This is a genomic window from Sanguibacter sp. TS_SC_8, assembly GCF_055361235.1.
In genome coordinates this window covers 3,369,985-3,382,909 of record NZ_CM143955.1, presented here as the reverse complement: position 1 = coordinate 3,382,909, position 12,925 = coordinate 3,369,985, and the positions used below count along the sequence as shown (strand labels likewise).

Sequence of the window (12,925 nt, the reverse complement as noted above, 5' to 3'; positions counted from 1 at the left end):
GAAGCAGGAGAGAACTCATGACGATTCGCATCGTGGTCGTCGACGACTCGGTGGTGATCCGCCGGCTCGTCGTGCAGGCCCTGGAGAGCGACCCTGAGTTCGAGGTGGTCGGGACCGCCGCCAACGGCAAGCTCGCTCTCTCCAAGGTCGAACAGCTGGCCCCGGACGCGGTGACCATGGACATCGAGATGCCCGAGCTCAACGGTGTCGAGGCGGTGCGCGAGCTGCGCCGGCTCGGGCACCGCATGCCGATCATCATGTTCTCCACCCTCACCGAGCGGGGGGCGACCGCGACGCTGGACGCTCTCTCGGCCGGCGCCTCCGACTATGTGGCGAAGCCGTCCAACGTGGGGAGCATCAGCCAGTCGCTCGCCGCGGTGGCCGACCAGCTCATCCCCAAGATCCGGGCGCTGCTCCCGCACGCCCGGATGTCGGCCGCACGCCCCGCGCTCTCGACGGGCCCGCGGGCGCGCATCGCGGCACCTGCTCGCGCCGCAGCCGTCGCCCGCCCCGGCGTCCGCCGCCACCCCGTCCGCGCAGTGGTGCTCGGGTGCTCCACAGGTGGGCCGGAGGCGCTCTCCCGCGTCGTGGAACGGCTCACCGTCCCGCTCCCGGTCCCGATGCTCGTGGTCCAGCACATGCCGGCGGTGTTCACCCGCCAGCTCGCGCACCGGCTGGACCGGCTCGGGCCGTCCCAGGTCTACGAGGCGGAGGACGGCCAGACGCTCGTGCCGGGCAGCATCTACATCGCCCCCGGTGACACCCACCTCGAGGTCGAGGGCAAGGCAGGCCGGTTCCGGGCGCGGATCACCCACACCCCACCGGTGAACTTCTGCCGCCCCTCGGTCGACGTGCTCTTCCGGTCGGCCCTCGACGTGATCGGCCCCGATCTTCTCGCGGTGGTCCTCACCGGGATGGGAGCGGACGGCAAGGCCGGTGCCGGCGCCATCGCCGAAGCTGGTGGGACGGTCGTCGTGCAGGACGAGCAGACCTCGGTCGTGTGGGGCATGCCCGGCGCGACCGCGACCGCGGGCTATGCCCACCGCATCCTCCCGATCCTCGAGATCGGGCAGACCATCTCCGGCCTGGTGCAGGCCGGTTCACATGCCAAGGAGGTGTCACCGTGAGTCTGACCGCAGAGAGCTTCACCTTCGTCGCAGACCTGGTCCGCAAGCGGAGCGCGATCCACCTAGCTCCGGGCAAGGAGTATCTCGTCGAGAGCCGGCTCATGCCGCTGGCCCGACGCCAGGGGGTGACCGTCGACGACTACGTGCGCCGGCAGCGAGGGACTCCCAACCAGCTCGAGTTCGAGCTGATCGTCGAAGCGCTGACCACGAACGAGACCAGCTGGTTCCGTGACGCGTCCCCGTTCCAGACACTCACCGAGCACATCCTGCCCCAGGCGGTGGCTGCGCTGCCGGCCGGGGCGCCCCTGCGGATCTGGTCGGCCGCCTGCTCGACCGGGCAGGAGCCGTACTCGATCGCCATGACGATCCGCGAGCAGCTGCAAGCGTCCCGCCGGGTGGAGATCACCGCGACCGACCTGTCCGGGGAGGTCCTCGAGAAGGCAAGCCGGGGGGTCTACTCCCAGCTCGAGATCAACCGGGGGCTGCCGGCGAAGTTCCTCGTCAAGCACTTCACCAAGCGTGGAGCGGAGTGGGCGATCGCCGACGAGCTGCGGTCGATGGTGCGGTTCACCAAGCACAACCTGCTCACCGCGCCGCCGATCGGTGGGCCCTACGACATCGTCTTCCTGCGGAACGTGCTCATCTACTTCGACGTCGCCGTCAAGCGCGACATCCTGCGGCGCCTGCGCATGGTCATGCGCCCGGGCGGGTTCTTGGTGCTGGGTGCCGCGGAGACCACGGTCGGTATCGACGACGCATGGAACCGGGTCCAGGTGGGCCGCAGCTCGATCTATCAGAACTCAGGGAGCAAGGCATGAAGGCACTGGTCATCGACGATTCACGGACCATGAGACGGATCGTGTCCACCGTGCTCAAGGACTTCGGCTACGAGACGGTCGAGGCCGGAGACGGCCAGCAGGCCCTCGACGCCCTGGCGGAGGTCGGCGACGGCACAGGATTCGACCTTGCGTGCATCGACTGGAACATGCCGGTCATGGACGGGTTGACCTTCGTCACCAAGGTCCGGGAGAACCGGGCCTGGCGGGGCATCACCTTGATGATGGTCACGACGGAGAGCGAGCACGGTCAGATCGTGCGGGCGCTCGCCGCCGGCGCGCACGAATACCTGATCAAGCCGTTCACCCCGGACGCGCTCCGGGACAAGCTGGAGCTGCTCGGGCTGCTCCCCATCGAGGAGTGGGCATGAGCACTGCACTGGTAACTGTGGGCAAGGACCAGATCCTGGCCATCACGCAGGACGTCTTCGCGGCGATGATCGACGGCGGCGAGGTGCTCGTGTTCGAGAGCGACGGCGTCGTGGGCGACTTCGTCGACCCCGTCTGCGCCTGGGTCGACATGACTGTGGCCGTGCTCGGACTGGGCGCGCGCGCCGTCGTGCGCACCGAGACCGCGGCGGCGCACGAGCTCACGCGGGCGCTGCTCATGATGGACTCGGGGGAGGCCGTCGGTCTCGAAGACCTCACCGATGCCTTCGGAGAGCTGGCCAACGTGGTGGGCGGGAACGTCAAGTCGCTGCTGGCCGCGCCTGCGGTGCTCAGCATGCCGACCGTGGCACCGCACGCCCCGGAGCTCGACCCCGGGCAGTTCTTGCAGGACCTGACGCTGGACTGGCGCGGACACACACTGGTGGTCTCGCTGTGGGCACTGGTCTGAGCACCACCACCTGACGACGTTGAACTGAAGCTAGGAAGGGAACCCCATGTACGTACTTGTTGCCGATGACAGCCGAGTCATGCGACAGATCGTGATCCGCACACTGCGCCAGGCGGGCTACGACTGGAAGATCATCGAGGCCGCCGACGGCCAAGAGGTCTACGATCTTGCGCTCGCGGAGCAGCCGGATCTCATCCTCTCCGACTGGAACATGCCCAACGCCACCGGGATCGAGGCATTGAACGCCCTGCGTCAGGCTGGGTGCGACATCCCCTTCGGGTTCGTCACCTCGGAGGGATCTCCGGAGATGCGGGACACCGCCGACGCGGCCGGTGCGCTCTTCCTCGTCGCGAAGCCGTTCACCGCGGAGTCCTTCCGCGCCGTCCTCGACCCGGTCCTGGCATGAGTGCGACTCCGCTGCCCAGCGCCAAAGAGACCCGCGAGGTCCTGGAGGGGCTGCTCGGCAGGGAGGTGTCCGTGCTCACCGGCGGGCCGATGGTCGACCCGGCAGGCCCGGGCGGCGCGATCGTGGCCGAGTACATCTCCGACCAGATGAAGCTCGCCGCCATCATCGTGATGGACGTGGCGATGGCGGCGCGGGCCGGAGCGGCGATCGCGCTCATGCCCTCGGGTACCTCCGAGGCTGCGGTCGCAGACGGTGAGCTGACGGACGTGCTGCTGGAGAACGCGGGGGAGATCCTCAACGTCCTGGCGTCCCTGTTCAACGCCGAGGGTGCCCCGCACCTGCGGCTCAACGCGGTCCACGCCCCGAACGACGCCCTGCCGGGCGACGTCGCCCCCTGGGTCATGGCCTACGTGCCCCGCCTCGACATCGAGTGCGACGTCACCGGCTACGGGCCCGGCAACCTCTCCGTCCTCGTCATCTGACTCCACCTCGAGCCAGCCCTGCCGTCCGCCCCGATCCGCTGAGTGCGGCCGAACGGCTGCCTCATGTCCGGTTTGGGCAGCCGTTCGCCCGCACTCAGCGAGCTCGACCGGCCCGAGGGCGCCGCCGGGAGAGGCGTGGTCAGGCGGGGGGTGGGGGCGCGTCGTCGGGCAGGTCGTCGACGACCTCGCGGGTCTCGGCGACGGCGCGATAGCGACGGCGGTTCGCGTGCTCCCAGGCGAGGGCGAGGAGCCCGAGCCCGAGCCCGGTCGCGCACACCACGAGCTGGTCGGTGACGTCGACGTCGAACCCGGCAGCGAGCACAAGAAGGACGGCGGCACCGGCGCACCACAGCGCGATCCCCACGACGATGACGCGCCGCAGGTCCACCTGGCGGGGCTGGGGCGCGGCGCGGCGCCGCTCGGGGTGGAGGAAGAGATCAAACATCGAACGCACGCCCTCAGCGTAGTGGTCCCTCGACGGATGGCAGACCGGTCTGCGCCAGATGTGCACCTCGTGCGGCGAGACGATGGCGTCCGGGCACCCACCGATCGGGCACAATATTGCTCATGGCGAACACCCAGACCCTTGACAAGGCGCCGCCCAAAGGCGCCATCGACCGGTTCTTCAAGATCACCGACCGTGGCTCGTCCATCGGTTCGGAGATCCGCGGAGGGCTCGTAACCTTCTTCGCGATGAGCTACATCATCGTCCTCAACCCGATCATCCTCGGCAACGTCGCGGACGGCACGGGGAGCTTCCTCGGCGGAGGTGACGCCCCGAACATCGCGATGATCGCTGCCGCGACCGCGCTCATCGCCGGTGTGCTGTCGATCGTCATGGGCCTGGTGGCCAACTTCCCGCTCGCGCTCGCCGCGGGCATGGGCCTCAACGCGGTGGTCGCCTACTCGATCGCCAGCCTGCCCGGCATGACCTGGGCCGATGCCATGGGCATCGTCGTCCTCGAGGGCATCATCATCCTGCTGCTCGTGCTGACCGGGTTCCGGGAAGCGGTCTTCAAGGCCGTCCCCGTCGAGCTCAAGGCCGCGATCAGCGTCGGCATCGGTCTGTTCATCGCGTTCGTCGGCATGGTCGACGCCGGGTTCGTGCGGATCCCGGCGAGCCTGGCCACCCCGGTCGAGCTCGGCATCGCCGGCTCCGTCGCAGGCTGGCCGCTGGCGATCTTCGTCTTCGGTCTCATCACCTCGATCGTGCTCATGGTCCGCAAGGTCAAGGGCGCCATCCTCATCGCCATCATCGCCTCGACCGTGCTCGCCGTGATCATCGAGGCCGTCGCGAAGGTCGGACCGATGTTCGGCGTCGACGGCGTCAACCCCCACGGCTGGAAGCTCAACGTCCCGACCGCGCCGGACAACGTCGTCGACGTGCCCGACTTCTCCCTGCTGGGCCAGTTCTCGCTCTTCGGCTCCTTCGAGAAGATCGGCGCCGTCGCCGTCATCCTGCTCGTCTTCTCCCTGCTGCTCGCGGACTTCTTCGACACCATGGGCACCATGGTGGCCGTGGGCTCCGAGGCCGGCCTCGTCGACGAGAACGGCGACCTGCCCAAGACTCGCCAGATCCTCGTCGTCGACTCCGTCGCCGCCGTCGCCGGTGGCATGGGCGGCGTGTCCTCCAACACGAGCTACGTCGAGTCCGCCGCCGGCGTGGGCGACGGCGCGCGCACCGGCCTCGCCTCGGTCGTCACAGGTCTCGCCTTCCTGCTCGCGACGTTCTTCGCCCCGGTCGTGGACATGGTCCCCTCCGAGGCCGCCACCCCGGCGCTCGTCGTCGTCGGTTTCCTCATGTTCATGCAGATCTCCGGGATCGACTGGAAGAACTACGAGGTCGCCATCCCGGCGTTCCTGACGATCGTCATCATGCCGTTCACCTTCTCGATCTCCGCGGGCATCGGCGCGGGCTTCGTGGCCTTCGTGATCATCAAGGTGTTCGTCGGCAAGGTCAAGGTCATCCACCCGCTCATGTGGGTCGCGGCCGTGATGTTCGTGCTGTACTTCGTGCGCGGGCCGCTGGGCGACGCGCTCGGGGCTTTCTGAGCGTTCCGATCGGCCCTGACGTAGGGTCATGCCCGTGACACCGAGCCACATCTTCCGCCTGACCAACCAGCTGCAGCACTACGCCTGGGGGTCCACGACGGCCATCCCCGCGCTCCTGCGAGCGCCGGGGGACGGTCGTCCGGTCGCGGAGATGTGGCTCGGTGCGCACGCCCTCGGGCCCTCGATGGCCGACGACGCAGCCGGCTCTGCGGGCGGGCGGGGCGATCTCGCGGCCACCGGGCCGCGCTCCCTCGCGGACCTGCTCCGCGCCGAGCCCGACCGCCTGCTCGGCCGCGCCGTCGTCGAGGCCTACGGCCCGCGCCTGCCGTACCTGCTCAAGGTGCTCGCCGCGGCCCAGCCGCTCTCCCTCCAGGTCCACCCCAAGCCGCACCTGGCCCGCGCCGGCTACTCCCAGGAGAACGCGGCCGGGGTGCTCCCGGACTCACCCGAGCGCAACTTCAAGGACGACCAGCACAAGCCCGAGATGATCGTGGCACTGACGCCCTTCGAGGGCCTGTGCGGCTTCCGCCGCCCCGCCCGGACGCTCGCCCTGCTCGACGGCCTCGAGGGGGAGGTCGTGGGACGCATGCGCGCCGCGCTGATCGCTTCGCCCACGCCCGACGGCGTGCGGGCGGCCTTCGAGGTCGCGCTGGCCGCCCGCGACGCGGACTGCACCGCTGACCTCACCCGCACGATCGACTCGATCCGGGCGCGGATCGAGCGCGGGGAGTCGACCTCGCGCGGCGACCAGACCGCCCTCGACCTGGCCGAACACTTCCCCGGGGACCCCGGGGCGCTCGTCTCCCTCATGCTCAACCGCATCTCCCTCGCCCCCGGTGAGTCGGTGTTCCTCGGGGCGGGTGAGGTCCACGCGTACCTGTCCGGGCTCGGCATCGAGGTCATGGCGAGCTCGGACAACGTGCTCCGGGCTGGGCTGACGAGCAAGCGGGTCGACGTCGAGGTGCTGCTGCGCTGCGCGAACTACGCGCCCCGGCCCCCGGAACGCCCGGTGCTGCGCGCCGAGCCCGGCGGACTCACCGGGTACCGGGCCCCGGTCGCGGAGTTCGCGCTGCTCTACGGGTCTGTGGCAGGCGAGGCGTTGGTCACCCACACCGGCCCGCGGATCCTGCTCTGCCTCGAGGGCGAGGTCGAGATCGCGGGCCCGCTGGGCGCACTGGGCCCGGTCGGGCGGATCGCCCAGGGCCAGTCCGTCTTCATCGGGCACGACGCCGGCCAGGTCACCCTCGTGGGGTCCGGCGTCGTCGTCGTCGCGTACGTGCCGTACGCCTGAGGCGCGCGCCGCTCCCCGCCGCCTGCCAGGCGGTCGCCTGCCCGCCCACCCGCGGTCGGCCGCCTGCCCGGCCGCCTGCCCTGCGGCCTGCCCGCCGTCGGCCGCCCGCCCGCCGTCCGCTGAGTGCGGGCGTTCGGCTGCCCGGTGGGCGTTCTGTCCAGCCGATCGACCGCACTCGGCGGTCGGGGCGCTGACCGGGCGGCGCAATGTCCTTACCTAAGGTAATGAGTTAAGGTAAGGGCATGAGCCAGGTCGACGTGTGCACCCCAGGGACCCTCGGAGGGCAGCTACGTGTCTCCCTGACCCGCATCGCGCGCCAGCTGCGCGCACAGCGCGGGGAGGCGGACCTCTCCGAGGGCCAGTTCGCGGTCCTCACGTCGATCAACCGGCACGGTCCGATGACCCCCGGGGCGCTCGCCGAGCACGAGAACATCCGGCCGCCGTCGATGACCCGTACGGTCAACGCCCTCGTCGAGCTCGGACTCGTCGTCAAGGCGAGCGACGAGTCGGACAAGCGCCTCGTCGTCGTCGAGCTCACCGAGGCCGGGCGCAACGAGATCAAGGTGACCAGGCGGCGTCGTGACGCCTGGCTGACGAAGAAGCTGGGTCAGCTGACCCCTGAGGAACGGCAGACGCTCGCCGACGCGAGCGAGCTGCTCACGAGGATTGCCAGTCGATGAGTCCGACCTTCGCCTCCCTGAGGTACTACAACTACCGCCTGTGGTTCGGTGCCGCCCTCGTGGCGAACATCGGCACCTGGATGCAACGCGTCGCGCAGGACTGGCTCGTGCTCACGGTGCTCACCGACCACTCCGGGGTGGCCGTCGGCGTCGTGACCGCGCTCCAGTTCGCGCCGGTCCTCTTCCTCTCGGCCTGGGCCGGGCTGCTCGCCGACCGGGTCGACAACCGGAAGCTGTTGATGTTCACCCAGACGGCGCTCGGCGTGCTCGCCCTCGCGCTGGGCGTGCTCGTGGTCTCGGGGAAGGCCGAGCTGTGGCACGTCTACGTCTTCGCGACGCTGCTCGGCTGCGTCACCGCGATCGACAACCCGGTGCGCCAGACCTTCGTCGCGCAGATGGTCCCGGCCGAGAAGCTTTCCAACGCCGTCGGCCTCAACTCGGCCGGCTTCAACGCCGCGCGCCTCGTTGGCCCGGGGGCGGCCGGACTGCTCATCGCGGCCTTCGGACCGGGGTGGATGTTCATCATCAACGGGCTGACCTTCGCCGCCGTGATCGTGGCCATGACGCGGATGCGGGTGAGCGAGCTCAACCGGCTGCCGATCGCCCCGCGGGCCAAGGGACAGATCCGCGAGGGTCTGCGCTACGTCAAGAACCGCAGCGACATCGTCGTCATCATGGTGGTTGTCTGCGTGGTCTCCACCTTCGGCCTGAACTTCCAGCTGACCTCGGCGGTCATGGCCACCAAGGAGTTCGGCAAGGGGGCGGGGGAGTACGGGATCCTCGGGTCCATCCTCGCCATCGGCTCGCTCGCCGGCGCGCTGCTCGCCGCGCGCCGGGTGCAACCGCGGGTGCGGCTGGTCATCGGGTCGGCGTTCGCCTTCGGGGTGGCTGCCGGGGCGATGGCGCTCATGCCGACGTACCTCACGTACGCCCTCGCCAGCATCCCGGTCGGCTTCGCGAGCCTGACCATGATGACGGCCGCGAACAGCACGATCCAGATGACCACCACCCCGCAGATGCGAGGGCGGGTGATGGCGCTGTACATGATGGTCTTCCTCGGCGCGACGCCGATCGGATCGCCGATCGTGGGCTGGATCGCCGAAGCCTATGGCCCGCGCTGGTCCATCGGCATCGGGGCGATCACCGCCATCCTCGTGTCCCTCGGGGCCGCGGTCTGGACCCGCCGCAACTGGGAGTACACGGTGAAGTACCAGGTGTTCCACCGCCCGCACGTCGCCGTCACCTACGCCGGCCTGACCGACGACGACCCCGTCCCCCCGGACGAGGCGTCCAAGCGCCGCGAGGTGGCCGACCGCCTGGGCGTCCAGGAAGCCAAGGACCGCACGACGGCGGCGTGAGTCGCCCTCGGTCGTGGGTCGGGGCGTGGGCCCGCCGCGTCCTCGTCCCTCGCCGACCCTGTGCCCGTGCCTGTGCCCGTGCAGTGCCCGTGTCGTGCAGCCCCGGGCCGTCGTGTCCCGTCTGGCTCCGCCGAGCTCGTGAGCCCTTCGCCGAGCTCGTGAGCGAGGGCCCTTTCTCGGCTCCGGGTCGGCGTGACTCACGAGTTCGGCGGCTGATTCACGAGGTCGGCGAGGAGCGGCGTCGGGCACGGGAGAGGGAGGGGGAGGGGGCGAGGGCGCGGAGGGGACTCGCGGCGGGTTGAGTCAGGCGAAGGTTCGACGGCGCTGCTGGCGGCGGAGTGCGTCCTCCAGCCGGGACACGAGGGCGGTGGCGTCCCACAGGTCTTCCCACATGACGCGGACCACGAGCCAACCGAGCTCTTCGAGGGCGTCCTGTCGGCGCTTCTCGTCGAAGAAGGCGGCGCCTGCACCTGACGTCTCGTACTTGATTCGCCCATCGAACTCGACCGCGACCTTGAGGTCTGACCAGCCGAGATCGACGTACCGCCGGCCCAGATGGGTGTCGACGGCGATCTGGAGCTCGGGTGTCGGCAGCCCGCCGCGCACGATGAGGAGCCGGAGCAGCGATTCACCGGCGGACTCGGCGCGAGCATCGGCGAGGGGCAGGATCGCGTGCGCCTTGCGAATCCCTCGAGACCCGCTCGCTCGGACGAGGGCGGCCTCCAGGTCTTCGGCTGACAGCCCGCGTCGAAGCGCCGAGTCGGCGATGACCAGAGCCTGTCGGTCGCTGAGTGTGCGTGCGCAGTCGACCACCGTCCGGGCGAGATCAGTCACAGGAAGCCCGTCGACGACGGTGGCCTCGCCGACGCGCAGCGCGGCGGTGTGGCGTCTGACCTGGGGGTTGGCGCCCCGCTGCTGATTGTGGAGCTGGATCAGGTGGGCGAGCCCGTCGAGAAAGACGGTCTCGCATCCGTGGATCACGGCGGCGGAGACTCCACAGAACCAGTGGGCGGTTCGGAGTCCGGCATGGACGGCGGCGATCAGCGCAACCGACTGCGCAAGGGTCGCGCGAGCGGAGCCGTCGGCCGCGGTGGGCAGATGGAGCCAAGCCCAGCCTCGGTAGAGGGGCGTGACCGTGGCCGGACGATACTGCCGGCGCGGTGCGCCCGGCTTGAGGATCGTGGGGGCGAGGATCTCGAACGGTCGTGGCGGAAGCTGGATGGGTGGTCGCATGACCCGACACTGCGGCCGACGCGTCTCCGACCGTGCCCTCGGCGGCCAGAATTGTGGACGAGACGGCTCCCGCAGCGCCCTGTGCACCACGTCTTCTGTGGAAGACGTCCCACCCACCCAGCCAGGCCTCACCCGCGCGCGCCCATCCGAGCGCGCGAACTCGTGAGTGCGTCGCCGAACTCGTGAGCGACGGAGCTCCGCGGCAGAGAAACCGGCCTGGTTCACGAGTTCGGCGAACGGTTCACGAGTTCGGCGGGTGGCTCACGAGTTCGGCGAACGGTTCACGAGTTCGGCGAGCGGTTCACGAGTTCGGCGAGCGGTTCACGAGTTCGCTGACAGCTCACGAGGTTGGTGGTCGGCTCCGCGACCGACCGACCGACCGACCGACCGACCCCCGACCGACCGCGCCCAGCGGACCGCGTCCGACCAACCGCGTCCGACCACCCGACCGGCCCCCGGCGGACCGCGCCCGACCGACCGCCTGCGCCCGACAGCCCGACCGGCCCCCGGCGGACCGCGCCCGACCGACGGCCCCCGGCCCGGCCCACCCGCCCCGATCAGCCGGTGTGCTCGATGACGTAGTCGATCGAGGCGGTCAGCGCCTGGACGTCGCTCGGGTCGACCGCGGGGAACATGGCCACCCGGAGCTGGTTGCGCCCGAGCTTGCGGTACGGGTCGACGTCGACGACCCCGTTGGCGCGCAGCGTCCGCGAGATGGCCGCCGCGTCGATCGAGTCGTCGAAGTCGATGGTCCCCACAACCGTGGAGCGGGTGGCAGGGTCGGCCACGAACGGCGTCGCGAAGCTGCGGCTCTCCGCCCAGGAGTACAGGTGCGCCGCGGACTCCGCGGTGCGCGCCGCAGCCCACGCGAGCCCGCCCTGGGCGAGCATCCAGTCGATCTGCTCCGCGAGCAGGAACAGCGTGGCGATCGCCGGGGTGTTGAGCGTCTGGTGTGCGCGGGAGTTGGTGACCGCGTTCTGCAGCGACAAGAACTCCGGGATCCATCGGTCGCTCGCGTCGATCTCGGCGATCCGCTCGATGGCCGCAGGGGAGGTGACCGCGAGCCACAGCCCGCCGTCGGAGGCGAAGGACTTCTGCGGCGCGAAGTAGTAGACGTCGGTCTCGGCGACGTCGACCGCGAGGCCGCCGGCCCCCGAGGTCGCGTCGATCAACGTCAGAGCGCCAGCCGCTTCCGACCCAGGAACGCGCCGCACCGGAGCCATCGCACCGGTCGAGGTCTCGTTGTGCGCCCAGGCGTAGACGTCGGCGTCGGCTACGAGCTCGGGGAGCACCGCGGTGCCGGCCGGGCTGGACGTCACCGCCGACGGAGCCAGGAACGGGGCGTTCGTGGTGGCCTGGGCGAACTTCGCGCCGAACTCACCGAAGGTGGCGTGCGCGGCGCGCTCGCGAACCAGGCTGAACGTCGCGGCATCCCAGAACGCCGTCGACCCGCCGTTGCCGAGCAGGATCTCGTAGCCGTCGGGAAGCGAGAACAACGAGGCGAGCCCGGCCTGGACCCGCGCCACGAGGTTCTTGACCGGGGCCTGGCGGTGGGAGGTCCCCATGAGCGATCGTCCGGTCGCGGCGAGGGCGGCGAGCTGGGCGTCACGGACCTTTCCCGGACCGGCGCCGAAGCGGCCGTCGACGGGCAGGATGCTGGCGGGAATGGTGAGGTTCTCAGTCACGCAGCACACCCTACGCGCTCGACTCCGCCCCACGCGCTGGCCTGTGCACAGGAGAGATAGGGTGGGCGTAGATACGTGTGAACGGCGCTGACCTGCGTCGCTCGAGGCCATCTGACGCACTGGAGGAACGCGTGAGCGACCTGATCGACACCACCGAGATGTACCTGCGGACGATCTACGAGCTGGCGGAAGAAGGCATCGTTCCGCTGCGGGCGCGCATCGCGGAGCGGTTGGGTCACTCCGGACCGACGGTCTCCCAGACCGTGGCTCGCATGGAGCGCGACGGGCTGGTCGTCGTCAGCGGGGACCGCCACCTCGAGCTCACCGGAACCGGGCACACCAAGGCCATGCGGGTCATGCGCAAGCACCGCCTGGCCGAGCGCCTGCTCACCGACGTCATCGGCCTGGACTGGGAGTTCGTCCATGAGGAGGCCTGCCGCTGGGAGCACGTGATGAGCGACCGCGTCGAGAAGCGCCTCGTGGACCTGCTGGACCACCCGAGCTACTCCCCGTACGGAAACCCGATCCCGGGCCTCGCGGAGCTGGGCGACGCAGCCCCCGAGGTGGGCTTCCTCGACGGAGTCGTGTCCCTGTCCGCGTTCGTCGCGCGGTCCGCCATGGGCGTCCTGCCCGACGCCGCGCCGCTGGTCGCGACGGTGGCTCGCCTGGGCGAGCCGCTGCAGACCGACGTCGAGCTGCTGACCCGTCTGGCAGCGGCTGGAGTCAAGCCCGGCGGGGTTATCCACATCGAGGCTCTTGAGCGTGGCGCAGGCATCTCCGTCACCTCCGAAGGTGCCCTCGTGGTGCTTGACCTGCCCGAAGAGGTCTCGCGTCACATCTTCGTCGCGATCTGACCCGTGCGACGTCCGCCAGGACGTGAAGAAGTCGTCGTGATCAGAACGTGACATGTGGTGTTCATGTGAGGTACCTTCAACTT

At 70.0% G+C, this 12,925-nt stretch carries 14 protein-coding genes; 11 read left to right on the top strand and 3 right to left on the bottom strand.

Annotation, left to right across the window (positions count from 1 at the left end; all coding sequences use genetic code 11):
- Nucleotides 1-17: 17 nt before the first annotated feature.
- The 6 genes from cheB to ACWA15_RS15260 are packed head-to-tail and all read left to right on the top strand — an operon-like array spanning nucleotide 18 to nucleotide 3,689.
- Nucleotides 18-1,127, top strand: a complete 1,110-nt coding sequence (gene cheB, locus ACWA15_RS15285) for a chemotaxis-specific protein-glutamate methyltransferase CheB (protein WP_464056280.1) — start codon at nucleotides 18-20, stop codon at nucleotides 1,125-1,127.
- Entirely contained in the window at nucleotides 1,124-1,945 is an 822-nt protein-coding gene (locus ACWA15_RS15280; protein WP_464056278.1) for a CheR family methyltransferase, read from the top strand. Before cheB ends, ACWA15_RS15280 begins: the two co-directional genes overlap by 4 nt.
- A complete protein-coding gene (locus tag ACWA15_RS15275; RefSeq protein WP_464056277.1) occupies nucleotides 1,942-2,334 on the top strand; it encodes a response regulator in 393 nt (130 codons plus the stop codon). Before ACWA15_RS15280 ends, ACWA15_RS15275 begins: the two co-directional genes overlap by 4 nt.
- Nucleotides 2,331-2,801, top strand: coding sequence for a chemotaxis protein CheX (locus tag ACWA15_RS15270; protein WP_464056276.1), 471 nt, complete (start codon nucleotides 2,331-2,333; stop codon nucleotides 2,799-2,801). The genes ACWA15_RS15275 and ACWA15_RS15270 overlap by 4 nt, the downstream gene beginning before the upstream one ends.
- Before the next feature lie 46 nt (nucleotides 2,802-2,847).
- Complete coding sequence (locus ACWA15_RS15265; RefSeq protein ID WP_464056274.1) at nucleotides 2,848-3,207, top strand: response regulator; 360 nt, start codon at nucleotides 2,848-2,850, stop codon at nucleotides 3,205-3,207.
- Complete coding sequence (locus tag ACWA15_RS15260) at nucleotides 3,204-3,689, top strand: hypothetical protein (protein ID WP_464056273.1); 486 nt, start codon at nucleotides 3,204-3,206, stop codon at nucleotides 3,687-3,689. The genes ACWA15_RS15265 and ACWA15_RS15260 overlap by 4 nt, the downstream gene beginning before the upstream one ends.
- A gap of 139 nt (nucleotides 3,690-3,828) precedes the next feature.
- On the opposite strand, the gene ACWA15_RS15255 is transcribed toward ACWA15_RS15260, so the two are convergent.
- Nucleotides 3,829-4,134, bottom strand: a complete 306-nt coding sequence (locus ACWA15_RS15255) for a DUF2530 domain-containing protein (RefSeq protein WP_464059535.1) — start codon at nucleotides 4,132-4,134, stop codon at nucleotides 3,829-3,831.
- 122 nt (nucleotides 4,135-4,256) lie between these two features.
- Between ACWA15_RS15255 and ACWA15_RS15250 the strand changes: the two genes are divergently transcribed.
- The 4 genes from ACWA15_RS15250 to ACWA15_RS15235 all read left to right on the top strand — a co-directional run bounded on the left by ACWA15_RS15250 (nucleotide 4,257) and on the right by ACWA15_RS15235 (nucleotide 9,070).
- The gene (locus tag ACWA15_RS15250; RefSeq protein WP_464056272.1) at nucleotides 4,257-5,741 is read left to right on the top strand and encodes an NCS2 family permease; all 1,485 of its coding nucleotides are present in this window, start codon (nucleotides 4,257-4,259) and stop codon (nucleotides 5,739-5,741) included.
- Nucleotides 5,742-5,775: 34 nt separating this feature from the next.
- Entirely contained in the window at nucleotides 5,776-7,032 is a 1,257-nt protein-coding gene (manA, locus tag ACWA15_RS15245) for a mannose-6-phosphate isomerase, class I (RefSeq protein WP_464056270.1), read from the top strand.
- A gap of 242 nt (nucleotides 7,033-7,274) precedes the next feature.
- Nucleotides 7,275-7,712, top strand: coding sequence for a MarR family winged helix-turn-helix transcriptional regulator (locus ACWA15_RS15240; protein WP_464056268.1), 438 nt, complete (start codon nucleotides 7,275-7,277; stop codon nucleotides 7,710-7,712).
- Nucleotides 7,709-9,070, top strand: a complete 1,362-nt coding sequence (locus tag ACWA15_RS15235; RefSeq protein WP_464056267.1) for an MFS transporter — start codon at nucleotides 7,709-7,711, stop codon at nucleotides 9,068-9,070. Before ACWA15_RS15240 ends, ACWA15_RS15235 begins: the two co-directional genes overlap by 4 nt.
- Before the next feature lie 303 nt (nucleotides 9,071-9,373).
- Here ACWA15_RS15235 and ACWA15_RS15230 read toward each other — a convergent pair whose 3' ends face one another.
- A complete protein-coding gene (locus tag ACWA15_RS15230; RefSeq protein ID WP_464056265.1) occupies nucleotides 9,374-10,303 on the bottom strand; it encodes a type IV toxin-antitoxin system AbiEi family antitoxin domain-containing protein in 930 nt (309 codons plus the stop codon).
- A 557-nt stretch (nucleotides 10,304-10,860) separates the two neighbouring features.
- A complete protein-coding gene (serC, locus tag ACWA15_RS15225; protein ID WP_464056263.1) occupies nucleotides 10,861-11,988 on the bottom strand; it encodes a phosphoserine transaminase in 1,128 nt (375 codons plus the stop codon).
- Nucleotides 11,989-12,119: 131 nt separating this feature from the next.
- Here serC and ACWA15_RS15220 point away from each other — a divergent pair, with 131 nt between their 5' ends.
- Nucleotides 12,120-12,842, top strand: a complete 723-nt coding sequence (locus tag ACWA15_RS15220) for a metal-dependent transcriptional regulator (RefSeq protein ID WP_464056261.1) — start codon at nucleotides 12,120-12,122, stop codon at nucleotides 12,840-12,842.
- The last annotated feature ends 83 nt before the right edge of the window (nucleotides 12,843-12,925 follow it).

Bases quoted from the DNA above. Each gene is read 5' to 3' on its own strand.
- ACWA15_RS15235 (WP_464056267.1), top strand. From the start codon at position 7,709: ATGAGTCCGACCTTCGCCTCCCTGAGGTACTACAACTACCGCCTGTGG.
- ACWA15_RS15265 (WP_464056274.1), top strand. From the start codon at position 2,848: ATGTACGTACTTGTTGCCGATGACAGCCGAGTCATGCGACAGATCGTG.
- ACWA15_RS15255 (WP_464059535.1), bottom strand. From the start codon at position 4,134: ATGTTTGATCTCTTCCTCCACCCCGAGCGGCGCCGCGCCGCGCCCCAG.
- ACWA15_RS15250 (WP_464056272.1), top strand. From the start codon at position 4,257: ATGGCGAACACCCAGACCCTTGACAAGGCGCCGCCCAAAGGCGCCATC.
- cheB (WP_464056280.1), top strand. From the start codon at position 18: ATGACGATTCGCATCGTGGTCGTCGACGACTCGGTGGTGATCCGCCGG.
- ACWA15_RS15230 (WP_464056265.1), bottom strand. From the start codon at position 10,303: ATGCGACCACCCATCCAGCTTCCGCCACGACCGTTCGAGATCCTCGCC.
- ACWA15_RS15270 (WP_464056276.1), top strand. From the start codon at position 2,331: ATGAGCACTGCACTGGTAACTGTGGGCAAGGACCAGATCCTGGCCATC.
- ACWA15_RS15260 (WP_464056273.1), top strand. From the start codon at position 3,204: ATGAGTGCGACTCCGCTGCCCAGCGCCAAAGAGACCCGCGAGGTCCTG.
- ACWA15_RS15240 (WP_464056268.1), top strand. From the start codon at position 7,275: ATGAGCCAGGTCGACGTGTGCACCCCAGGGACCCTCGGAGGGCAGCTA.
- ACWA15_RS15275 (WP_464056277.1), top strand. From the start codon at position 1,942: ATGAAGGCACTGGTCATCGACGATTCACGGACCATGAGACGGATCGTG.